We start from the raw sequence: 22,384 nt of genomic DNA, 5'->3' as shown, positions 1-22,384 counted from the left end.
TGTCAATTTGACACTTACCTGCGAGGACGCCGCGCTCTAGGTGTCAATTTGACACTTACCCGTGAGGACATTGCGCTCTAGGTGTCAATTTGACACTTACCCGTGAGGACGCCACGCTCTAGGTGTCAAATTGACACTTACCTGCGAGGACGCCGCGCTCTAGGTGTCAATTTGACACTTACCTGTGAGGACGCCGCGCTGTAGGTGTCATTTTGACACTTACCCGTGAGGACGCCGCGCTCTAGGTGTCAATTTGACACTTACCTGCGAGGACGCCGCGCTCTAGGTGTCAATTTGACACTTACCCGTGAGGACATTGCGCTCTAGGTGTCAATTTGACACTTACCTGCGAGGACGCCGCGCTCTAGGTGTCAATTTGACACTTACCTGTGAGGACGTCACGCTCTAGGTGTCAATTTGACACTTACCTGCGAGGACGCCGCGCTCTAGGTGTCAATTTGACACTTACCTGCGAGGACGCCACGCTCTAGGTGTCAATTTGACACTTACCTGTGAGGACGCCGCGCTCTAGGTGTCAATTTGACACTTACCCGTGAGGACATTGCGCTCTAGGTGTCAATTTGACACTTACCTGTGAGGACGCCGCGCTGTAGGTGTCATTTTGACGCTTACCTGTGAGGACGCCGCGCTCTAGGTGTCAATTTGACACTTACCCGTGAGGACGCCGCCCTCTAGGTGTCATTTTGACACTTACCTGTGAGGACGCCACGCTCTAGGTGTCATTTTGACACTAACGTGTGAGGACGCCGCGCTCTAGGTGTCAATTTGACACTTACCTGCGAGGACGCCGCGCTCTAGGTGTCAATTTGACACTTACCTGTGAGGACGTCACGCTCTAGGTGTCAATTTGACACTTACCTGTGAGGACGCCACGCTCTAGGTGTCATTTTGACACTAACGTGTGAGGACGCCGCGCCGTAGGTGTCAAATTGACACTTACCTGTGAGGGCGCCACGCTCTAGGTGTCATTTTGACACTAACGTGTGAGGACACCGCGCCATATTGGTGCAAATTGCGATGCGGCCCCCCGTTCTCCACCCGCTCCCCTCCCGCACGGTCCCACGCCGCAGTTGTCGCACCAGATGCGATATTTCCGACTGCCGATTCCAGTAAAATTCAATCCACATTCCGAATACTAGTCATCATTCCGAGTGGAGCGTGGGCCTCTCCAGACCGGCTCCACGGACAAGGTGGTAGAACCGTGGCGCACTTAGAAAGGTCAAAATTCCGCGCAATGGGAACAGACGTAGAGATCATCATTGCAGACAGCAACCTGCCAGCCGACAAAACGCGGCTCGACATGCTCGCGGCGAAGGCGGAAATTGACCGCCTTGAACTGCTCATGTCCCGCTTCATTCCGGCCAGTGACATCTCCCGGCTGAATGACAACCCGGGCGAGTTTGTCCCAGTCGCCAACGAAACGGCTCAGGTGCTGCTGCTCGCCGAGCACGCCTGCCGCGAAACGAACGGCTTGTTTTCCCCAAGTCTTGGCGCCTGGATGGAGCACTACGGCTACGACCGCTCGTACGATTGCGGCCTCGCTCACTCGTACAAACCCAACCTCGCCCCCCGCGCCGAAGCATCCGCCGAAGCATCCGCCGAAGCATCCGCCGAAGCATCCGCCGAAGCATCCGCCGAAGCGTCGCCATCGCCATCGCCATCGCCATCGCCATCGCCATCGCCATCGCCATCGCCATCGCCATCGCCATCAGTCGTGGGCGTGGCCCGGGCCCAGGCCGAGCCGACACAAGGGCGCGCCGCAGCCCACCCCATGGCCGATCTCGCTACTCGCCTCGGCCGCGGTTACGTCCCGTACACAGTCGGCACGGGCGGGCGGTTTCGCCTTGAACCCGGCTACAAGCTAGACCTTGGCGGCATCGCGAAAGGTTGGATTGTCGAGCGAGCCGCCGACGTGCTGCATCGGCGCGGGCATCATAACTTCGTCTGCAGTGGCGGAGGTGACATGGTGTGCGCTGGGCGGGAAGGCGAGCGACCGTGGGCTGTCGGCATCGCGAACCCGACCGGATTGGCCGACTCATCACCGACTTCAGACTCCCCGGCCACACTTCTCACGCTGTCCGTCGAATCGTCAGCTGTAGCGACAAGCGGCACCTATCACAGGCGCTGGACCCAGGGCGAAACAGTACGCCACCACATCCTCGACCCACGAACAGGTCAGCCTGCAGAGTCGGACCTCGTCTCGGCAACAGTCATTCACGAACACTTGACCGCCGCAGAGGTGGCCGCGAAAGTCGTGCTGTTACTCGGCCGCGAGGAGGGGCTGCACTGGCTGAAGAGTGTGCCCCACCGCGGCTGGGTCGCCGTGACAACAAGCGGAGATGTGCTGCACGCGTGGCAGTGAACGTCCGCGGCGTCTTGCCGCTGCACGCGTGGCAGTGAACGTGCGCGCCGCGCCTTACCGCTGTGCGCATGACACTCACAAAGCTTCGGTCATCCTTCGCTCTCTGCGGTGAATCCGGAAGTGCAACAACTCGTACGCGAGCGGCACAATGACCAGGGTCAAAATCGTCGAGGAGAAGAGTCCGCCAATCACGACGATCGCCAGTCCTTTCGAGATAAGCACGCTCTGCCCTGCACCAAGCGCAAGCGGCAACAGCGCGCAGATGGTTGCGACAGCGGTCATCAAAATTGGCCGCAGACGCGTCGTCCCTGCCTCGAGCAGCGCCTCGCGCACGGTCATGCCGCGACCGCGCTGCTGTTCGACGCGCTGGATGAGCACGATTGCGTTGGTGACCACGATGCCCATCAACATGAGGATCCCGATGAGCGACGACACGCTAAGCGGCACGCCGGCGATGAGTGAGCCGAAGAACGCCCCAATCAGCGCCACCGGCATCGAGAACAAAATGGCGAGTGGTGCTGACCAGTCACCGAACAAGATCAGCATCACCATGTAAACAATCCCGACTGCCACCAGAATCGCCTCAATCAGCTGCGTAAAGCTCTGACTCTGTTGCAGTGCGCCGGAGGACTGCGCGGCCGTGACGTTTTTCGGGAGGTTGAGCTTGTGAATGGCTGTCAAAGCGCTCTTCAACACCTGATTCGTATTCTGCGTCGTGTAATCTGCCGTAATTTCGGAGTAGGTCTGCCCGTTTTCGTGCAGAACCGACGTCGGCGTCTGCACCTGTGAAACAGTGGCGATGTCGCCGAGGGTCAACGTTTGCCCGGTTGGCGCCGTCACCGGCAGGTTGCGGATATCGCTCAGTGTGGACAAGCTTGGTTGCTTCATCGTCACTTCGAGCGAATACTGCTGCCCGCTAATTGTGACGGACCCGATGTTTTGTTGCGACAGGTAGTTCCGAACGTCTCCGGCAACCTGTTGCGCTGTCAAACCATACTTGGCGGCCTCGGCAAGGTTAGGTGTAACGCTAATCTGAGCTTGAGTGGTCGCGAGGTTGCTAGCGACGTTCGCAAGCCCGGGGAAGTGCTGCAGGCGATTCGTAATCTTGGTCGTGGCATTAGCGATCGCTGCTGGGTTCCCGCCTTTGACGACGATGTCAAACGCCGTCGTGCCACCACCTGTCGACTGGCCTTTCACCTGAATCGTCGCGCCGTTTGTTGCGAGTGGCGCCACCTGATTGCGTGCCTTGGCGAGAAACGCGTTGACGTCGGCTGATTGCGTTAGGGCGACCGTGAGCGAAGCGGTGTTCGTGTTGTAGAGTCCGGAACCACCGCCGTACTGACCGCCACCGCCGACAGTCGTGTTGACCCGCTGGATGTCCGTCTTGTCCTGGCGCAGTGCGTCTTCCACTTGCTTGGCCTTGTTGTTCGTCACTGAGATCGGCGTCCCGACTGGCATTTTAATAGAAATGCTGGCGGTCTGCTGCAGTGAGTTTTGAATAAAGGTGCTGCCGACAAGCGGCAGGATGAGAATAGAAGCGACCATCGCGACTGCTGTACCGAGCGACACAATGAGCTTGTGGCTTAGGGCCCAGTTCAGCGCGCCACGATACTGCTTCTGCCAGCGGCGCAATTGCTCGGGGTGCATCGTGGCTTCGCGCGCTACCTGTTCCACATCCGACCGCAGCCAGCCGTCACTGCTTCCGGGAGCACTTGCATTGCCTGTCCCACTCGACGCGCTAGCGCCGGCCAGCTCGCCAACGTCCCCCGCCGCGACAGCAGCACCAGCGGCAATCGCTGCATCCGTAGCGACACCTTTGCTTGGCCGACGCACGACGAACAGCCAGGCCAAAATCGGTACCACCGTGAGCGCGACGAACAGTGAACTGACCAACGAACAGACGACTGTGAGGGCAAACGGGTAGAAGATCTTGCCGACAATCCCGCCGACCAGGGTCAGCGGCAAGAACACCGCAATCGTCGCAAGTGTCGACGAGAGAATCGCGTTGCCGACTTCCGCGACGGCAAACTCAATGAGCCGCTTGCCAAAGCCGTAGCCCTGGCGCCACGTGCGGAAGATGTTTTCGATCACGACGATGCTGTCGTCGACGACGCGCCCAGTCGCAACCGCTAGGCCGCCGAGCGTCATAATATTGAGCGTGATACCGAGGCGAGAAAGCAGAATCATCGTCGTCAGAATGGAGAGCGGGATAGATACAATCGCCACCAGTGTCGTGCGCGCATTGCGCAGGAACAACATAATCACAACGACTGCGAACAGGGCGCCAAGCAGCGCTTCGCGCAAGACGTCGTTGACAGACGAGGTGATCATCTGAGAGGCGTCAAACAGCGGTACGACGTGCACACTCGCAGGCAACTGTGGCTCGAGGGCTGCGAGCTGTTTGTCGAGGGCTTTGACCACCGTCACAGTGTTGGCGCTCTCAGACTTTGTCACAGACACGAGGATACTCGGTACTCCGTTCGTGCGGTTGATGCTGTGACCACTAGGCGGTTGCAGGGCCACCGACGCGAGGTCTGACAGCGGAATGGTGGACAGAGTCGCAGTGGATGCGGTCGAACCCCCGCCCGCTGCAGAACTGCCTGTCCGAGTCGCGGCGCCAGCCCCGGTCGTCCCCGCGGACACCCCGCCCGAGCCCGTGACCTGCTGCAATTTGTGTTCGAGCGACGTCAGCGTCTGAGAAAGTTTCGTTTGCGCTTGTTGAAGCGCCGGGATCTCCGCCTGAAGCTGTGCAATCGTCTTCGGGTTCTGCTGTGTCTGCGGCAAGGCTAGTTCCTTCGCTAGCGCGAGTTGAGCCCCGAAGAGTTGGCCTTGCACCTGCTGCATCTGTGCGAGCACCTGATTTTCCACCTGCACGACGCCAAGCCCCTGCCCGACCTGGCCGACACCTGACGCGACCTTTCCAATCGCTTGACCCATTTGGCTGAGACTCTGTCCAAGCGACTGTTGCAGAGCGGCAGACGGATTACTTGGCAGTGCGACTGGAAGCTTGCGGATGGCAGCGAGCGAAGTCAGCGTCGCTTTCAACTGAACAGGTTGAACCTTGCCATTCGTCGTCGTGGACCCAAGCGGCGTCGACCCCGTATCTGCTTGCAGCGACTGTAGCACCTGCGCGAGGCTGAGGTTGTAGTGGCTCAACTGGGTCGGATCGAAGTGGATCACGACGTTGTCCGCCTCTGCCCCACTTGCGCTGACCGTAGCGACGCCTGGCGCTCCCTGCAGTGCCGGAACGATCTGGTTGTTGACCACGCCCTTGAGCGCACTCTGCGAGAGCTTGCCGGACGCTACAGTTAACGCGAGCACCGGCGTATTGCTAAAGGAGAAGGACTGGATTGATGGCGTTCCAGCAGTGGACGGCAACTGGACCTGGCTAACAATCTGCTGCACGTTCTGTTGCACCGTGTTGAGGTTGGCGCTCATACTCAACTGCAACTGGATCTGGGAGACGTTCGCGAGCGAGGTCGAAGTGATGCTTTGCACGTCTGTGGCACCGTTCAGCGCCTTTTCGAGCGGTGCCGTGATATCGGTCGCCACTTGGCTCGGCGAAGCACCGGGGTACGACGTGCTGATCGACAAAACCGGGATCGACAGGTTTGGCATCAGGTCTTCTTGTAGCCCAAACGCCGAGACCACTCCGAGAATGGCTACGAGCAATGCTAAAATGACGACCGCCACTGGATTGCGCAATGAAAACCTGGTCAAGAAACGCACGCGCCTCCAACACCCTTTCAACCCTGACTCTGATTTCTGCTGATTTGTTTCCAAGTTTAATGTTTTACTTGCTAAAATACAACATCGATTTGTCAACGGGGCCTGTCAACCCCGCTCGCTTCGTTGCGAGGTTGCATCGTGGGAACAAAAACTTAGCCTCTCATGTAAGACGCCGATGAGGCCGCTTTTGTTCGTCGTCCTCTTGCAACAACACAGCCTTTGGGATAGAGTGCTTCATGCGTCTAGTCAATTAGAACTAGATAAGATGGTTCACATAGCTGTATCAGGCTTTGCAAGGGAGCAATATACTGCATTTGTGTCGATGATTCAGAACTTACAGAGGTGGATGAACAATGGAACGATTATATGTGGTTTGGTATTCGAAGGGTGCTGGTTGGTCACCGAGTCCCAGCAAGACGAAGATACAGGCAGAGACGTACGCACTAACTCTGCAAGAACGCGGCTACGAAACGCGTATTGTCCAACTCGTCCACGCCAGCCTCGATGACATTGTCAACGGTTGATTCGAATATACACAGAGGCCAATCGCCGAACCCCGGCGATTGGCCTCTGTTCAACCGTGCTCAGGCGGAATAGTACTGTCCGCAGGAACGGTGGTGTCTGAAGCGGCCCGTTCACGGCTACGCGTCCCCGCGCGACGAGACCCCCAAGCGGCCGCCAGAAATCTGCTCGGCAGTCGACCGTTGCCCAGTCCGTACCACTTTGCGAAATACAGAATAAGAATGGCGAGAGCTCCGAAAAAGAAGTCTGTACCGCGAGTCATCGTCATAATCATCTTTCTCGCAATCGCGAAGATGAGGATGTCGACCACTAGGTGAGGGTCTCGCTTAATCAACATCATCGCGACTTCCAGGCCGATCAAATACAGCAGACCTTGATCGAGAAACTGCTGAAAGTTGTGGCTGCTCGTCACAGACAGCATGCCGTACAAGCTCGCGACCATCATCGCGCCCGCTCCCACTACGCCGACAATTAAGAGCAGTGCGAGGACGATTTCCAACACACGTATGGCCTGTTCGATAAACTGATAGAAAGGCTTAAATTGTCGATGCACTTGGCCTCTCACCTCCATCTTCCGATCGTTGCCGATGGCGCTGTGTCAGGCGTCAATTATAGCAATATTTCCTCTCGTGGTAATACACGGCCGCGGTTTTTTGCGCGAACCTGCTAGTCCCTCGCCTTCAAGCAACTTGGCGGCGAGGTGCGACCCGCAGAACCGACGAAACAGCGCCAGCGACGCAGACTGCGGCAGCCGCCCAAAAGACCGTGTGGAGAGCTGCCATAAACAGCCCTGGCGCGAGATGGGCTGGCACTCCGTGGAACACTGCCCCCGTCAACTGGTGTAAGCGAACAGTGAATACAGACACTGACAAGGAAATGCCGATGACCATACCAATGTTTCGAACCAACGCATTCAAACCGCCAACCAATCCAACTTTACTGCGTGGCGCGGTGTTCATGATGTTTGCGTTGTTCGGCGACTGGAACATCCCCTGCCCAATTCCAAACAACACCAGGTGCAGACCTACTACCCAAGGCTGTACGCCGGTGGACAGGAGGTTGAGAAGAACAAACCCCAGCGCATTCACACACAGCCCGCCAGTCGTCAACAGCTTGGGTCCAATTCGGTCAGATATGTAGCCCGACAATGGAGCCACACCCGCCATGGCCAGCGGGTACGTCATCATCGCGAGACCCGTGACTTGCGGTGAAGCGTGCAACACGTCCTCTAAGTAAAACGGCATCATCGTGTTCGTGCAGAACAAAGACACGAAAGAGAGCATTGCGGCGAAACTCGCTGCCGAAAAGGCGCGGTTGCGGTACAGGGAAAAATCGATCATGGGCTTCTTGGCATAGCGTTCGCGCACGCCAAACGCAGCGAGCACGAGGATTGACCCGGTTAGACCAACGACCGTTCGTGACGATGTCCATGTCCACGTTTCACCGTTCGAAACCGTGTAAAGGAGACCGACAATCCCAACAATGAACAGAACGGTACCCATGTAGTCGAAACCGCTCGCTGACTGCCGGGTGTGTTTTTTCGGCAACAGAAACAACCCGAGCACAAACCCCAAAACGCCAATCGGCACGTTGACCCAAAAGATGGCGGACCAGTTGAAGTAGCCAATCAAGAGTCCGCCAATTGTCGGACCAGTGAGTGCCCCGAGCGATACGGTGGCCCCGATAATACCCAACGCTCGACCGCGTTGGTGCTGAGGGAATATGGTGGCAGTAATCGCCTGACTGTTCGCCATCAACAGCGCGGCGCCGAGGGCCTGCGCAATGCGGGACGCAATCAGCAGACTGATGGTTGGCGACAGCGCACACAAGGTTGACCCCGCAGCAAATACGAGAAAACCCGCATTGTAGAGCCGCCCACGCCCCCACAAGTCAGCCAAGTTTCCCACGAGCGGCAGCATGGCGCAAATCGTCAATAAATAAGCAGTCACGACCCACTGCACAAGATGTAGTGGGACTTGTAGTGTATTGGAAATGGTGGGCAGGCCCACATTGGCAATACTGCCGTCGAGCGTCGCCATGAATGTCCCCACTGCGACGTTTGCCAACACCCACCACTTGCGCGTTTCTTGGTCAGTCGCCTGAGCCACACTCATCTAAAGCACCTCGGTCGTTGTCTGAAATCTCTCTATCTACACAGTTCTCCCCGCCTCATTGTAGTGAACCCCTTGTCGACATACAAACGTTTAGCCTAGACTAAAAAGCACAAGTATTCACACGCCATCCAGTGAAGTGGGGAGACAGTTAAATTGAACGTGATTGACGACGCTGTACTGCGGCGCGAGTGGGTCGTTGCCTTGCCGTCCGCGCAAGTGAACGAGACTCCAAAACACATCAACTTGTTCGGTGAACCGGTCGTTTTGTGGCGAAGTGAAGGTACAGCACTGGCTTGTCGAGACTTGTGCGTACATCGCGGCGCAGCGCTCTCGCTCGGCTGCGTACGCGACGGAGCACTGGTGTGTCCGTATCACGGCTGGGTGTACGCTGCGGATGGAACTTGCATCGACATCCCCCAACTCCAACCGGGGACGCCAATCACCAAAAAGGCTCGGTTGACCAGTTTCGGCTGTACCGAGGCTCACGGCTTCGTCTGGGTGAACCTCGACGCACCCCAGACACCGATGTTCCCACTCGAAGGGACATCAGACACCAACGGCCACCACGTCATCTGGGGGCCACGCAAGGCGAAGGCGAAACCGCCGCGCATCATCGAGAACTTTTTGGATGTCGGGCACCTCGCCATCCTTCATGACGGGTTCCTCGGTTCGTCAGAACAACCGTACATTCCACAATACCAGGTCCATCGAACCGCGACTGGCTACAGTTCAGACGAGATACACGTCTTTCAGCCAAACGCAGATGGGGCTGGTCGCCCAGGTATGGTGAGTTACACCTACGACATGATCCGTCCGCTGACTGTCAAGTTTCTTAAACGAGATATCAGCACTGGACGCCAGATGAGCATCGTCTTGACGGTTCGCCCAGAAAACACGAGCGAGTCAACCGTCTACGGGCTCATGTCGTTTGACTATGACACAGGCCTTGAGGACACAGAACTGATTGCCTTTCAGGACCGAATTTTCGATCAGGACCTGCCGATTATCGAAAGTCAAAAGCCCGAAGACCTCTTACTCGACCTGCAACTCGAACTGTCACTTCAGTGCGACCGCGTCAGCATCGCCTACCGGCAGTACCTGCGAGAACTCGGCGTGACATTTGGAGTTGTCTGAGACATCTGTTCAATAGTCCATTTAGACCCCCTCAAAATGGTCCGATTCGGCGTTGTTACGCTTATGGCCTAGTAGGGATGATTAGATCGTATAGAGGGGACATTTACCATTGCCGTGAGTTGGCCATCGCCCCACCCGCTTGGGACAGTGACAAGTACGTACGCAGAAAGTGAGGGATTTGCATGAACGGACATTTATCTCCCCCCATTCACGCCGGATGGGCGTGGCAGTTTTCTTGGTTGAACCTATCTGCTGCCGACCTCATTGTCGTCGGTCTGATGGTGGTTGTTTTCGTGCTCGCGATCGTAATTCCGTTTCCGGACCACAAAGGAGGTGACGACGAGTGAAAAAGAACATGACGCGGTCACTGCGGCTGTGGGTTCAGAACACACTTCCGATGGAAAACCTGTTGCCTGACAGCATGCCGGCCTACGTGGATTCATACGTCTACCTGTTTGGCATTCTGACTGTAGCGGCACTCGTCTGGCTCATCATAACCGGGACGGTGCTCGCAATCTTCGGGCCTCAGTGGTGGCACATCTCTCCCATCGGTCACTTCTTCAACAGCATGCACTTTTGGAGCGTTCAGGCCTTCTTCTTCTTCATGGTCTTGCACCTGTGGGCACAGTTCATGATGGCAGCTTGGCGCGGTGGTCGGCACTGGACGTGGATTGGTGGTTGGCTGCTGTTCCTCGTCTCGATTGTGGCGGGACTCACCGGCTATTTGTCGCAAAACAACTTTGACTCGCAGTGGATTGGCGTGCAGGGAAAAGACGCGATCAACTCGACAGGCGTGGGCGGATTCTTCAACATCCTGAACTTCGGCCAAATGTACGGGTTGCATATCTTTGTGCTCCCGATGGTCATTATTGTGTTGTTAGCCATTCACCTGATGTTGGTCCGCATGCACGGGGTTGTAGAACCCCTGCCGAATGGAAAGGAGGAAGTCGACGATGGCGAGAAAGTGGCGGAATAACAACGCCGACTTCCCACAGAAACCGTATGACCTAATCCGCGAGATGTTGGTTGCGCTGGGCATCATGGGCGCTTTGGTGTTGGTCTTAGCCGCGGTATTCTCGACTGCGGACGTCCCAGCGCTAACCGCTCAACAAGTCGCACGTCAAGACCCAAAACTGCTGCTGCAAAACGCCCTTGACGACCTGTCCGGGCAAGATGCCATCAGCACCTACGGCCCCCCCTACAACAACTCGGGTACCGCGCAATCCATCGCCGGCTTTTCGCCAGCGCAGATGGCTGGTGTGCAGATTCCGATCAATTCAGCGAAGGTCAACGTACTCGACCCGTTAAACAAGGTCGCCAAAGTCGACACTTCTCTGCAGTCACCACTGCAAACCTGGAGCAAGGCGACCGTGAAACAGCGGTCGGCGTGGGTGAACCACATTGAATCCGCGCTGAATCACGCGACTCTGCAGCACGGAGTCCTAGTCGTGCCAGCAGCCAGTCCTGACAGTTATGGCCCGCTTCCGACGATGCTCAACGCATACCTCGGGTTGGCCAGAAGTGGTCTGCTGGAGTCCGCAATCGACGGCGGGTCTGGTCCAATGCCCTCGACGAACCGCACGGAATCGCTGCTCTTGCTGCAGGACGTACCTGACGCCCAGTACGCGAATCAACTCGACATGTCAGGCAACCAGTGGGGAATTATCAAAGAGACCGGCAACTACCCGGGCGCAGTGTGGCTGTGGTTCTACACCCTGCTGTATCAGATCCCGCCGTTCGTCAACTCCAGCTCCGCTGACTTGGAGGTTGTGCTCACTACTGGCCTCGTCACCATCTTACTCGTCTTGACTCCATTCATTCCAGGACTCCGGTCACTGCCGAAGGTATTCGGGATTTACAAACTGATCTGGCGCCGCTGGTACCGCACGACGACAAAGAAGGGGCGTGGACACGCATGAACCGTTCCACTCGTACACAGAAAGCTGGCCCCCGCCGCGCGTTGCTTCCGCAACGGTGGGTGGTCCTGCTGTTCACCTGCGTCGGCATCTACGCAACAAACCTCGTGTACAAAGCGCTCGTCAACGGCGCTTGGCGAGGCGGTATCGTCGGGGCGGTACTTTTGGCTGCAGCGGTCTACGTAGTCGGTATGCCGCTCGCTGCATCGATGTGGACCCATCGGGCACGCAAAGGAAAGCTGCCCAAGGGCGCTTAGGCGTGTGCGTGAGACGAAACGCGACGTGGGGCAACGCGCCTCAGGTCGCGTTCGCTGTTTCAGCGAACCTGGACCGATACGTGCCAGTTCAATTGGCGCCACTGCAAATCTGACGATTTTGTCTCACCGTGGTAAGCTAGAGGGTGTCACCCGCCCCCGACGGGCGGTGCGAATTCGCCAGATACGGAGGAACAACGATGCTCCCTAACTTTCTCATCGTCGGTGCCGCCAAGAGTGGCACGAGTTCGCTCGACCGCTACCTCAGTCAGCACCCGGATATCTATATCCCACCGAAGAAGGAAGCCCACTACTTCTCAATCCCTGATTTTCCGCCAACGTTCCAAGGACCTGGTGATGAGGGGATGAACCAATATACGGTCCGTGACCGTGCGCTCTACGAACAGTTGTTTGACGACGTACAAGAACAGACAGCAGTCGGTGAATCGTCCGTGTTCTACCTCTATTACCCTGGGACCGCGGCACGCATCCACAAAACGATTCCAGCTGCGAAGGTCATCATTCTGCTGCGCAACCCGGTCGATCGCGCGTATTCTGCGTACACACACTTGATCCGCGATGAACGGGAGTCGATGTCGTTTGAGGACAGCCTCGCGCAGGAGCAGGCTCGACACGCGAACGACTACGAACCGATGTGGCTGTACCGCGAACTCGGACTCTACACAGAGCAGGTGAAGCGCTACTTTGACGTGTTCGGACGCGATCAGGTCAAGGTTCTGCTGTTTGAGGAATTTGTGAGAGAGCCATGCGCTCATGTACGCGAGGTGTTGGCCTTTTTAGGCGTCGATCCCGATGTGCCGATTGATACTTCACTCACGCACAACGAGTCCGGGCAGCCCACTTCCAGGCTGGTGTACAACTTTATCTCGAAGCCAAACGGCCTCAAGGAGCTTGTGAAGCCTCTGGTTCCTGCTGCTATCCGGGAACGCTTGGGACTGCGCGCCAAATCGATGGTTTTGAAGAAGGTCAGTATGGAGTCGGCTACACGCGCTGAACTCGAGGCCTATTTTGCGAGCGACATCGCCGCTCTCGCTGAACTCCTGCAGCGTGACCTCAGTATTTGGCGCCCGCGGGCAAATACGTCGGACGGTCGACCGGACATGACAGGCTCAAACTGAGCCGCTAGCCGCCGCGAAGGCTACTTGTTCGCGACAATCGTAACCGCTTGGTCTCCAAGTTGCCGCCAAGCGCCCAGGAAGTCCTGCATATTCACCGCTTCGTCCTTCTTACCGTTAATCGGGTTGTTGATGTAGACGTGCGTAGCGTCGTAGCCGACGATGAGCACCGCATGCTCCTGCTGCGTGACCGTAATCGGCCCTTCGGGTGTCTGCCACGTCTCCCAGAACCTTTTGGTCGGTCTCAGTTCTGCGGTCACCCAAGCTTCAACCGGGATGCCTCGAGCGACATACGAGAGCACATCGGTGAAGGGCTGATTTGTCAAATCGACGCCTTCGCCCGGCACAATTTTGTCGATCAACTTGATGATTGGACCGTGGTAGATGCCGAATCCATCCGACCATACGTAGGGAGAACCGACGAATCCGACGTTCGGATTCCCCCACGACACAATCTGCCCTGCTGCGTTCTTGACGCGCGGAGTGCGGTCGTACGGCATCTCTTGCGCGAGCGTCATTTTGCTCACAGGGTGACCGATAGCGGTGAACAGCATCGACAAACTAGTGACTTCACAGCCATTTGGCAGTTGCGGCCACTGGTCTTGGGGTGGAACGTTCAGCATAGCGGAAGTGGGGAGTGGCGTATTCGCGCTGCCACTTCCAGTTTGGTTCTGGCTGACACTTGTGCTGTCCACCTGTTTCGCAGTCGACCGACTCGAAGTTCCGGTGATGCGTTTTGCCTTGAGCGCACTCGCTTTACTTACTGTAGGTTGCTGCGTAGTCGCAGAAGCAGTGCTTGGTGAACCGCCTAAATGGAGCCACCACCCGGACGTCCCCCACGCGCCGACCCCAATCACGGCGATTGTCGCTACAACCGCAGCTTGTCTGCGGCGCACGGCCCGTCGCCTGGCATTTTTGCGCGCTTGATTCATCGCCCGCAAGCGGTCCATATCGTCCACGTTCTCGCCCCCAAAATCTCAAGCTGTCCAGAGAGCAACAGTTGTCTGACCTATGTTAACAGGTATGCGCAAAATTTGTCGATGACTCCTTCACACAATCTCAACATGTTTTTGAGCAGATTTCAACCTTGGACTTCTATGCTTGTTCATGGAGGGTGACATGCGCGGTCACCAATGTCGGCAGCGAAGGCGGGGCTGCCGACCGGAACTCATCATTGGAGGGATTCTTGATGGACACCTATTTTGTGATCGCTGTGACAGTTGCAGCACTCACCGGAATGAACGTGTGGTTCAAGGTTCTCACGAAGCGCCTGGAACGGAGAATTGCGATGGAGTCACCCACCCAGTCGCATTGACCAGGTGGGTGAATGCGACTAGAGGCTATACACTCGACACTCGTACGGGCGTAGAGTAAATTGTCGCACACTCTCTGCGCCGTCTACGGAGTAGTTGGCCAGCATGAGTTGTGCACCGTCAACGCGGTCGTGCAAGACTTCTGGCAACATGAACTCTGCTGGCTGAGCAAAGAAGTTGTTTACAACTAGCCAGCACACATCGTCTAGCGTGCGCGTGTAGGCGTAAATTTGCTTGTGCAGGGAGAGCACCAGGTCGTATTTTCCATACACCACAACTGGGTGTTCTTTGCGCAGGCGAATCAGCTTGCGGTAGTAGTGGTAGATAGAATCCAGTTCACTGCGTTCCGCTTCGACGTTAATCTCCTTGTAATTGGGGTTGACCGCAATCCACGGCGTCCCAGTCGTAAAACCCGCGTTATCACTGTTGCTCCACTGCATCGGTGTCCGGGCGTTGTCTCGCCCCTTTGCATAGATACGCTGCATCCAGAGCTCTTGGTCTTCCCCACCTTCAATGACCCGTTCCTGCCACAAATTGAGAATCTCGACATCCCGATAGTCGTCAATGTGCGCAAAGCGAACGTTCGTCATGCCAATCTCTTCCCCTTGGTAGATAAACGGTGTGCCCTGCAGCAAGTGTAAAAACGTAGCGAGCATCTTCGCTGCTGGGACACGGTACGGGCCGTCGTCGCCGAAACGGGACAATGCACGCGGTTGGTCGTGGTTGTTCAAAAACAAACTGTTCCACGCCACATCGTAGAGGTCGTTTTGCCAACGGCTCATAATCGTCTTCATGTCTTCAAGCGACCAAGGTTTGACGTCCCATTTGCCACCTGGCCCGGAGTCGAGCAGGTCGACGTGTTCAAACTGAAACACCATATTCAGTTCGTGACGGTCCGCCCCTGCGAACAGGCGCGCATCTGCCGTCGTGACACCGCCTGTCTCACCTACAGTCATGATGTCGTACTTCGACAGCACGCGTTTATTCATCTCCTGCAGATAGTCGTGCGTTTTCGGCAAGTTCAGGAAGTGCACACCGCCCCAGCCGTATCCGTCAGCGTCAGCCTGTGGGGCATCCGGCAAACCGTCCGCCTTCGCTATGGCATTGATGACGTCCATCCGGAAACCGTCGATTCCCTTGTCGAGCCACCAAGTCATCATCTCGTAGATGCGTTCGCGAACTTCTTGGTTATGCCAGTTGAGGTCCGGCTGCCGCTTACTGAACAGGTGCAAAAAGTACTCACCAGTGTCAGCGTCGAGTTCCCAAGCAGAACGCGTAAACACTGACCGCCAGTTGTTCGGCTCGCGCCCATCGCGACCGGGCCGCCAGATATAGTAATCGCGGTAAGGACTGTCCTTGCTCTTGCGAGATTCGACAAACCATGGGTGTTCGTCAGACGTGTGGTTTACGACCAGGTCCAAGACCAGCTTCATCCCACGTGCATGAACTTCTTGAAGCAGCAAGTCGAAGTCTTGCAGCGTACCAAATTCATCCATGATGGCCTGGTAGTCACTGACGTCGTAGCCAAAGTCGTCATTTGGCGAGCGGTAGATTGGGCTGAGCCACAGTACGTCTACGCCGAGTTCTGCCAGGTAGTCGAGTCGCGACGTCACCCCGTTGAGATCTCCAATGCCATCGCCATTGCTGTCCATAAAACTTCGTGGGTAGACTTGGTACACGACTGCTTCTTTCCACCATTTGCGCTGCAACGTGCAGAAACCTCCTCAAGTTGTCACAATCTTTGTTCTCGATGATAGATGGCGACCCTTTACAAATTCAACCTTTCACAGCACCTGCTGTCAACCCAGAGACAATCCATTTGCGGAAAATCACAACCAGAATCAGAATGGGTACGATTGACGCAACCGAGCCCGCAAACAAATCTCCGTACGGAACACTGAACTGCCCGCTAAACAGTGCGATCCCGACCGGAATCGTGCGCATCGAATTCGAGGTGTTGAACACAAGTGCCATGAAAAACTCAGTCCACGAAGCCACAAACGTAAACACGGCAGCCGTGAACAGTCCCGGGGACGTGAGCGGCAGAAAAATCCGGTAGAAGGTCTGAAACACAGAGGCTCCATCAATTTTCGCGGATTCAAACAGCGCTCCTGGAATCTGCAGGAAGTAGTTGCGCAGAATCCAGGTCGCAAACGGCAAGTTGAATGCAGTGTAGGGAATAATCAACGCCTGGTACGAGTTGAGCCAACCCACGGTGCGCAAAAGCATGTACAGTGGCGTAATAATCGCGATTGGCGGAAAGACGGAAATCATCAACAGTCCGACCATCATCGGTGTCTTCGCCTTGACGGGCAGACGGGCAATCGCGAAGCCGGCCATGCTCGCGAACGCAAGCACAAAAACGGTCGAGGACAGCGCCACAAACACACTGTTGCGCATGTAAACGCCAAACTGAAACTGGCCGAACGCGTTCCGATAGTGCACCAATGTCCAAGTCCCCGGAAACAGCGACGGTGGGTATGCGCTGATGTCGGTGTTAGGCTTGAACGATGTAATGAACATCCAGTAGAACGGCAACAGGATGGCGACGAGGAACAAAATCAACACAACGTAACCGATGACCTTTTGGCGCCGGGTCTGGATCACTGTGCATCGCCCTCCACCATGCTTCGAAATGCTGACAAAAAGATTAGGGAAACCCCGAGCACTAGGATGACTGTACTCACGGCAATCGCCGACCCAATGCCAAAGTGCAGGTTCGAGAACAACGATTGTTCACCTAGCATGGCAAGCGACTCTGTGGCGTTGTCCGGTCCCCCGCCCGTGAGCACAAACGGCAAGTCAAAAACGCCGAACGCCTGCAGAATCCGAAACAGCGCCGCCAAGGCAATACTACCGCGCAAAGACGGAAAGGTGATGCTCCAGAACGACTGCCAGCGGTTGGCACCGTCGATGTAGGAGGCTTCATAGTACTCCTGCGGAATCATCTGCAGGCCGCTGAGCAGGATAATCACGACGAATGGCGTGGTCTTCCAAATGTCAGCAATCATCATGGCGATTACGGAACTGACGGGTGTCCCAAGCCATGTGACAGGTTGCCCAATGATGTGCAGCGACTGCAGCACGTAATTCAGCACGCCGTAGACGCCGCTGTAGATGTACCTCCACATCTGCGCCGAGATGACGGTGATGAGCGACCAAGGTATGAGCATGACGACAATGGAGACGTTCTTGAGCCGTTGTACGTTGTTGATTGCGAGTGCGATCAACATCCCCAGAATGAGCTCAACCACCACTGTGACAAGCGCGTAGTAGACGGTGAACCAGACACTCTGCCAAAACAGTCCGGCATGGATCAGGACGCTGTAGTTGTGCAGACCAACAAACGACATCTGGTAGCCGTTTTCTGTGAGGTTGATGTTGTTCAGGCTCATAATGACCGAATACACAATCGGAAACAGCGTCACGGCCGCAATCACGACACCAGCTGGAAGTATCATGATGTACCCGGTACGTCTGTCTGCGTTTTTGAGAGAGACGCGATGGACGGTAGGTGTGGACGGCAGCGGCTCTGCGCTCACAAGTGATCACCTCCAAACGAGGGCGGAGGAGCCGACTGGCGCCTCCGCCCCAAATGTCTGCCAATGTGCGCACTGCAACTCGGCAGCGACTTAGAGACCACCGTTAGACAGCGCCTGCTTGATCTGAGCCTGTGCCTGTTTCAGTGCCTGAGCAGGTGTAACACTACCTGCAAGCGCGGCGTTTACATTCGTGTAAATAGCCTGTGACACGGCAGCGTAGTTTGGCGTGTAAGACGGCCTCGCCACGTAGTGAGTCTTACTGACAATGTTGAAGACTGGGCTGACCGCTTTCACCTTCGGATTGTTTGCTACCGAAGCGTTCGTTGGAATCTCTGAGTACTTGGTTGCAAGGATGGTCTGTGCCTGCGTCCCTGTCATCCAGTTGATAAACGCGAGGTCAGCCGGCAAGTTTTTGGTGTGTGGATTGACGTACAGGTTCCATCCGCCAATCGTGCTATACCCCGCACCGCCGCCAAATGTCGGCAACACCGTCACTCCCACTTTGCCGACGACCTTGGAGTTTTGCGAGTTCTGCGAATCCACCCACACATACGACCAGTTGCGTTGGAACGCAGCCTGACCTTGCAGGAAGACGTTTTCCGAGTCAGGTTCTTGGAAAGTGGTCACCGCCGATGGCGTCACACCGCTCGTAATCAGCCCGCGCATGAAGGTTAGTGCCTTCAAAGCTTGGGGGGTGTTAATGTTCGCCTGTCCTTTGCTGTTTAACACTTGTCCGCCAGCGTCAGTCAGGTACTCCATAAAGTCGCAGGTCAGACCTTCGTATGAAGCGCCCTGCCAAACATAGCCGTACTTTACGTAGCCATCCTTTTGCAGAGTTGCGGCCTCGGACGCGACCTGAGCCCAACTCGTCGGAACGGGTAAATGAGCCTTTTGGAGCAAGTCCTTGCGATACCACAGGAAGCCGGAATCCGCAAAGAACGGAGCTGCGTAGACATTGCCTTTGTACGTCGCACCTTGAACAAGGCCCTTTGAGAAACGATTCCAGAATGAACTTGGAAGCTTGCTGCTGAGAGACATGGCGAGCTGCGAATTCGCGAACTGCGCTGGCCAGATGACATCGCCCATGTACACGTCAGGCGTGGCTGAACCACCGCCAATGGTGGTTGTCAGGCTCGCCTTGTTAGTACCCGTGTTGCTGGCCTGGTTCTGTAGAGTGACCTTGATGTTTGGATACTTCTTTTCGAATTCGGCAATCATGTCAGCTCGCAGACCTGTGTGTGTAATCGGGGGCGCGGCCCAGATAATCGTGCCGCTCGCCTTGGAGAAATTAACGGGAGAGCTACTGCCGGTTGCACCGGTCGAATTGCTGCCACCAGTGGTGGTGTTTGATGTCGTTCCACATCCGGCAAGCAGCCCGCCTGCCATCAAGACGCTCCCCGCAATAGCCACTGTTTTCGTCGTTGCCAATTTCATTTTTTAGCCCCCTTTGTGTAATTCACTACCTCAAGTCAGACAGTGCGCGTACAGACTCTCGCTCGACAATACGGTGAGGAAGGTAGTACGTTCCACTCGCATGAATCGTGTCATCCGCAATCATCTGCACCAGTTGTTGCACGGCTCGCTCGCCAATCTCCGCGAATGGCTGTGCAATTGTGGTCAAAGCCGGAACTGTCATATGCGCCACACCCAAGTCGTCAAACCCCATGACAGAAAAGTCATCCGGCACTTTGAGTCCGTGGTCGTGCAAACAACGGATGGCGCCGATAGCCATTTCGTCACTCGCAGCGCACACGGCAGTCAACTGGTTTTGGTCTTGGTGCTCCAACAACCGGCGCATGGCTTGGTACCCTGTAGTAAAACGGTAGTCACCGGTTTCAACCCAGTTTGACTGGTATGGGATACCGTAGTGCTCAAGGCCTGCGCGGTAGCCCTGAAGCCGCAAATCCCCAGTTAAGTCGTCGCTCATATCGCCCGTAATCATGCCAACTCGCGTATGCCCGCGCGAAACCAGATACGCCACGGCGTCGAACACTGCTTTCACGTCGTCGACCTTGAATGCAGGCAGCGCAGTCCGCCCTGTTGCCTCGGTCAGCGCAAGTACGACTGGAATGCCGATACGCTCAAGCACCGGGTCATAGTCCTCACTGACGACTTTGCTCGTAAAGATAATGCCTCCAACCCTGTGTTGCCGAAGAAACGTAAATCCTTCAAAAGCTCGATGTCTCGCATGCTGAGCGTCAAATAACAGGACCTTCATGCCGGATTCGTGACTGGCCCGGTCGATACCCCGGTAGAGTTCGCCAAAAAACAGGTCCGTGATGCCCGGAACCACCAAACCAATTGTGTCCGTCCGCTGTACGCTTAACCCGCGTGCGATTGCGCTCGGCTGAAAGTCAAGCTCCTCAATCGCGCCGCGCACACGTTCCTTTGTCTCTGGTTCGACTAACTCCGGCTTGTTCAACACCCGCGAGACTGTCGCTGGAGACACCCCGGCCCGCCTTGCTACGTCTCGTATAGTCACCTTCACTGCTGTCACTCTTCCTGTTCTGTGGGTCTAGGTACCTGACAACGACATGTTCGTGCGTCAGCCAATACGGTCGGGCACGCACATGACAAGCACCTCCTATGAAACATATTCATAACACGGTTTCATAAAAACTTTATATGTACCATACTCCAAATGCATCGCTAGAGTCAAGCGCTTACATTAGATTGCATTTGAATTCTTAGACCTTGGGCTTGTCCACAACCTCCACCCCTTATTCAAGGTCGATCGGTACGGACGGATTGAACTCTGTCTCATTTGGGCTGTATTTCGGCAGCACGACGCGCAGAACGCCGTTGGTAAAGCTGGCACGCACTGCATCCGGCTGAATCCGCGACGGCAGTTCCACGTCACGTTCAAAGGGCCCATAAAACCGCTCGTCAAGTAGCAGCCGGTCGTCGCGTTGAGGCACGAGCGAGGGAACCTGTCCACGAATCACCACATGGAAGGGAGTTGCCTGCAAAGAGATATCGGTTCGGCCTAATCCAGGCAAATTCAGCCAAAGCACATACTCGCTGCCTGCATCGTACAAGTCAGCAACAGGAAACGAATTTGTGTCAGCCTCCCGAAACGTTTCTGAGCCACCTTCCCCACCGTACATCGGCAAGTTCTTGAAAAAGTCTGGTCCGAGCAACTTACGAATGTCTTTCAGGTCTCCCAGGTTGCGCAGCATATCAAAGGGGTTCTGGCCCCCCGGACCACCGTTTTGCATCTGTTCCACTCCCTTTGAGCCACACGTTGGCAGGCATCGTCTGGTTCGGTCAGAACGTCGGAATTGACTTACTTTGTGCTCTGAATTCGCCCACCGTCGACCACATCGTCATCCATGACGACCAGTCGGCTTTCAGACACCTCGTTGTTCTTCCCACTCAAACTGCCAACTGCTTCAGAAGACTTGTCGTGGCGCGTGCGGCCCCCGATGAAATTGTTGCCAACATGAAGTCCTGCTTCATCGGTCATCGTTCCCACTTGAATCTTGCCATAGCGCACGCGAATCATCGATCCCACTTCCTCTGTTCGCCGTTTTGAGGTGGCCACGACTCGTGATTGGTCCCAGCGTCAGCGTCCAGGAAACTCTGTGCTAAAGCGTCTGACGGGCGAGTATCGTCGATTAACCGCTGCACCCACTCAGGTACATCTGGCTGCGGGCTGAAAGAAACGGTGTCGAGTACATCCGGGTCATTGAGGAGCGCGCGCAAATTCGGAACCACGTTATGGTCACCGTTCACAGAACCAAAACCTTGGTTGTGCTTTTTATAGCTTTGAAAGTTGGTCGGAAAGTTATTGCCGACGTTCAGGCACGAAGCCCCTTCCATCTGGCCAACGGAAATTGTGCCAATCACGAACACAGGTGACAGCAGTCCCTCATCTGTCGTCATTGCTCGCTTTTGCAACTCCTGCCGCCTCCCCATCAATACCAATCTCCACCGCGTACCCTTTGTTCGTCTGAACAAATCGGTTCGGACTTGTGCGTGCCCCGTCACTCCCATCACTTGTGGTGGGTTGCGGCGGTGGCTCAGGCTTCACGAGACTCTTTTGGTCAAGCAGATGCGTCAAGATGTTTTTCGTATTTTTGCTGACTTGTGTCTTCGCTTCGTCCAAACGAAAGTTGTTGCCGAGGTTGAGTGTGCCGCTGAGTTCCTGTACGTCCACTCTGTCGAGCTGAAACAGCAATTTGTCGAGGTGCGCACTATCGACGTGGAGGTTTTCGATCACGACGCTCCCCCCACCCCGGGCAATCTGGTCCGGCAGCTGCGAAAGCAACTCGTTCGTCTGCTGAAGCTGTTCAATCAACTGCTGCTGACTGCGCAACAAACGAGTAGTCCTCAACATGG

The 22,384-nt window shown here is 56.0% G+C and carries 22 protein-coding genes; 9 read left to right on the top strand and 13 right to left on the bottom strand.

Features of this window, described 5'->3' with window-relative positions; all coding sequences use genetic code 11:
* The first annotated feature begins 1,222 nt into the window (after positions 1-1,222).
* The gene (locus JC200_RS14270; RefSeq protein ID WP_274432352.1) at positions 1,223-2,383 is read left to right on the top strand and encodes an FAD:protein FMN transferase; all 1,161 of its coding nucleotides are present in this window, start codon (positions 1,223-1,225) and stop codon (positions 2,381-2,383) included.
* A 75-nt stretch (positions 2,384-2,458) separates the two neighbouring features.
* Here JC200_RS14270 and JC200_RS14265 read toward each other — a convergent pair whose 3' ends face one another.
* The gene (locus tag JC200_RS14265) at positions 2,459-6,103 is read right to left on the bottom strand and encodes an efflux RND transporter permease subunit (protein ID WP_274432351.1); all 3,645 of its coding nucleotides are present in this window, start codon (positions 6,101-6,103) and stop codon (positions 2,459-2,461) included.
* 362 nt (positions 6,104-6,465) lie between these two features.
* Here JC200_RS14265 and JC200_RS14260 point away from each other — a divergent pair, with 362 nt between their 5' ends.
* A complete protein-coding gene (locus JC200_RS14260; RefSeq protein WP_274432350.1) occupies positions 6,466-6,636 on the top strand; it encodes a hypothetical protein in 171 nt (56 codons plus the stop codon).
* A 50-nt stretch (positions 6,637-6,686) separates the two neighbouring features.
* Here JC200_RS14260 and JC200_RS14255 read toward each other — a convergent pair whose 3' ends face one another.
* Together JC200_RS14255 and JC200_RS14250 are read right to left on the bottom strand one after the other, a co-directional pair.
* Complete coding sequence (locus JC200_RS14255) at positions 6,687-7,187, bottom strand: hypothetical protein (protein WP_274432349.1); 501 nt, start codon at positions 7,185-7,187, stop codon at positions 6,687-6,689.
* Positions 7,188-7,314: 127 nt separating this feature from the next.
* On the bottom strand, positions 7,315-8,748 hold the full coding sequence (locus JC200_RS14250; protein WP_274432348.1) for an MFS transporter: 1,434 nt from the start codon (positions 8,746-8,748) through the stop codon (positions 7,315-7,317).
* A gap of 159 nt (positions 8,749-8,907) precedes the next feature.
* Here JC200_RS14250 and JC200_RS14245 point away from each other — a divergent pair, with 159 nt between their 5' ends.
* The 6 genes from JC200_RS14245 (at position 8,908) to JC200_RS14220 (ending at position 13,191) form a co-directional block, all read left to right on the top strand.
* The gene (locus tag JC200_RS14245; protein WP_274436558.1) at positions 8,908-9,882 is read left to right on the top strand and encodes an aromatic ring-hydroxylating oxygenase subunit alpha; all 975 of its coding nucleotides are present in this window, start codon (positions 8,908-8,910) and stop codon (positions 9,880-9,882) included.
* Positions 9,883-10,064: 182 nt separating this feature from the next.
* Positions 10,065-10,229, top strand: a complete 165-nt coding sequence (locus JC200_RS14240) for a hypothetical protein (RefSeq protein WP_274432347.1) — start codon at positions 10,065-10,067, stop codon at positions 10,227-10,229.
* Positions 10,226-10,858, top strand: a complete 633-nt coding sequence (locus JC200_RS14235) for a cytochrome b N-terminal domain-containing protein (protein ID WP_274432346.1) — start codon at positions 10,226-10,228, stop codon at positions 10,856-10,858. The genes JC200_RS14240 and JC200_RS14235 overlap by 4 nt, the downstream gene beginning before the upstream one ends.
* Positions 10,836-11,801 (top strand): hypothetical protein, encoded by a 966-nt coding sequence (locus JC200_RS14230; protein WP_274432345.1) that lies wholly within the window; start codon positions 10,836-10,838, stop codon positions 11,799-11,801. Before JC200_RS14235 ends, JC200_RS14230 begins: the two co-directional genes overlap by 23 nt.
* Positions 11,798-12,055 carry a hypothetical protein gene (locus JC200_RS14225; RefSeq protein ID WP_274432344.1) on the top strand — a complete coding sequence of 86 codons (258 nt, stop codon included), beginning with the start codon at positions 11,798-11,800 and terminating at the stop codon, positions 12,053-12,055. Before JC200_RS14230 ends, JC200_RS14225 begins: the two co-directional genes overlap by 4 nt.
* A gap of 197 nt (positions 12,056-12,252) precedes the next feature.
* Complete coding sequence (locus JC200_RS14220; RefSeq protein ID WP_274432343.1) at positions 12,253-13,191, top strand: sulfotransferase family protein; 939 nt, start codon at positions 12,253-12,255, stop codon at positions 13,189-13,191.
* A gap of 20 nt (positions 13,192-13,211) precedes the next feature.
* Here the strand turns inward: JC200_RS14220 and JC200_RS14215 are convergent, their stop codons facing one another.
* Positions 13,212-14,138 (bottom strand): C39 family peptidase, encoded by a 927-nt coding sequence (locus JC200_RS14215; protein ID WP_274436557.1) that lies wholly within the window; start codon positions 14,136-14,138, stop codon positions 13,212-13,214.
* A 239-nt stretch (positions 14,139-14,377) separates the two neighbouring features.
* On the opposite strand from JC200_RS14215, the gene JC200_RS14210 reads away from it, so the two are divergent.
* Positions 14,378-14,503, top strand: a complete 126-nt coding sequence (locus JC200_RS14210; RefSeq protein WP_274432342.1) for a hypothetical protein — start codon at positions 14,378-14,380, stop codon at positions 14,501-14,503.
* Between the two features lie 18 nt (positions 14,504-14,521).
* Here the strand turns inward: JC200_RS14210 and JC200_RS14205 are convergent, their stop codons facing one another.
* The 9 genes from JC200_RS14205 to JC200_RS14165 form a co-directional block, all read right to left on the bottom strand.
* The gene (locus JC200_RS14205) at positions 14,522-16,210 is read right to left on the bottom strand and encodes a glycoside hydrolase family 13 protein (RefSeq protein WP_274432341.1); all 1,689 of its coding nucleotides are present in this window, start codon (positions 16,208-16,210) and stop codon (positions 14,522-14,524) included.
* Between the two features lie 67 nt (positions 16,211-16,277).
* Positions 16,278-17,108, bottom strand: coding sequence for a carbohydrate ABC transporter permease (locus JC200_RS14200; RefSeq protein ID WP_274432340.1), 831 nt, complete (start codon positions 17,106-17,108; stop codon positions 16,278-16,280).
* The gene (locus JC200_RS14195) at positions 17,105-18,043 is read right to left on the bottom strand and encodes a carbohydrate ABC transporter permease (RefSeq protein WP_274432339.1); all 939 of its coding nucleotides are present in this window, start codon (positions 18,041-18,043) and stop codon (positions 17,105-17,107) included. Before JC200_RS14195 ends, JC200_RS14200 begins: the two co-directional genes overlap by 4 nt.
* 90 nt (positions 18,044-18,133) lie before the next feature.
* Positions 18,134-19,477: an ABC transporter substrate-binding protein gene (locus JC200_RS14190; RefSeq protein ID WP_274432338.1), complete on the bottom strand. Its 1,344-nt coding sequence runs from the start codon at positions 19,475-19,477 to the stop codon at positions 18,134-18,136.
* A 25-nt stretch (positions 19,478-19,502) separates the two neighbouring features.
* The gene (locus JC200_RS14185) at positions 19,503-20,531 is read right to left on the bottom strand and encodes a LacI family DNA-binding transcriptional regulator (protein ID WP_274432337.1); all 1,029 of its coding nucleotides are present in this window, start codon (positions 20,529-20,531) and stop codon (positions 19,503-19,505) included.
* Between the two features lie 232 nt (positions 20,532-20,763).
* Positions 20,764-21,261, bottom strand: coding sequence for an Hsp20/alpha crystallin family protein (locus tag JC200_RS14180; protein ID WP_274432336.1), 498 nt, complete (start codon positions 21,259-21,261; stop codon positions 20,764-20,766).
* Between the two features lie 68 nt (positions 21,262-21,329).
* Positions 21,330-21,548 (bottom strand): hypothetical protein, encoded by a 219-nt coding sequence (locus JC200_RS14175; protein WP_274432335.1) that lies wholly within the window; start codon positions 21,546-21,548, stop codon positions 21,330-21,332.
* Positions 21,545-21,943 carry a hypothetical protein gene (locus JC200_RS14170; RefSeq protein ID WP_274432334.1) on the bottom strand — a complete coding sequence of 133 codons (399 nt, stop codon included), beginning with the start codon at positions 21,941-21,943 and terminating at the stop codon, positions 21,545-21,547. Before JC200_RS14170 ends, JC200_RS14175 begins: the two co-directional genes overlap by 4 nt.
* Complete coding sequence (locus tag JC200_RS14165) at positions 21,915-22,382, bottom strand: hypothetical protein (protein ID WP_274432333.1); 468 nt, start codon at positions 22,380-22,382, stop codon at positions 21,915-21,917. Before JC200_RS14165 ends, JC200_RS14170 begins: the two co-directional genes overlap by 29 nt.
* Positions 22,383-22,384 lie beyond the last annotated feature (2 nt).

This window comes from Alicyclobacillus sp. ALC3 (assembly GCF_028751195.1).
Taxonomy (GTDB): domain Bacteria; phylum Bacillota; class Bacilli; order Alicyclobacillales; family Alicyclobacillaceae; genus Alicyclobacillus_L.
Note: the sequence above shows the minus strand (reverse complement) of the source record. Positions and strands in the feature narration are given on the sequence as shown.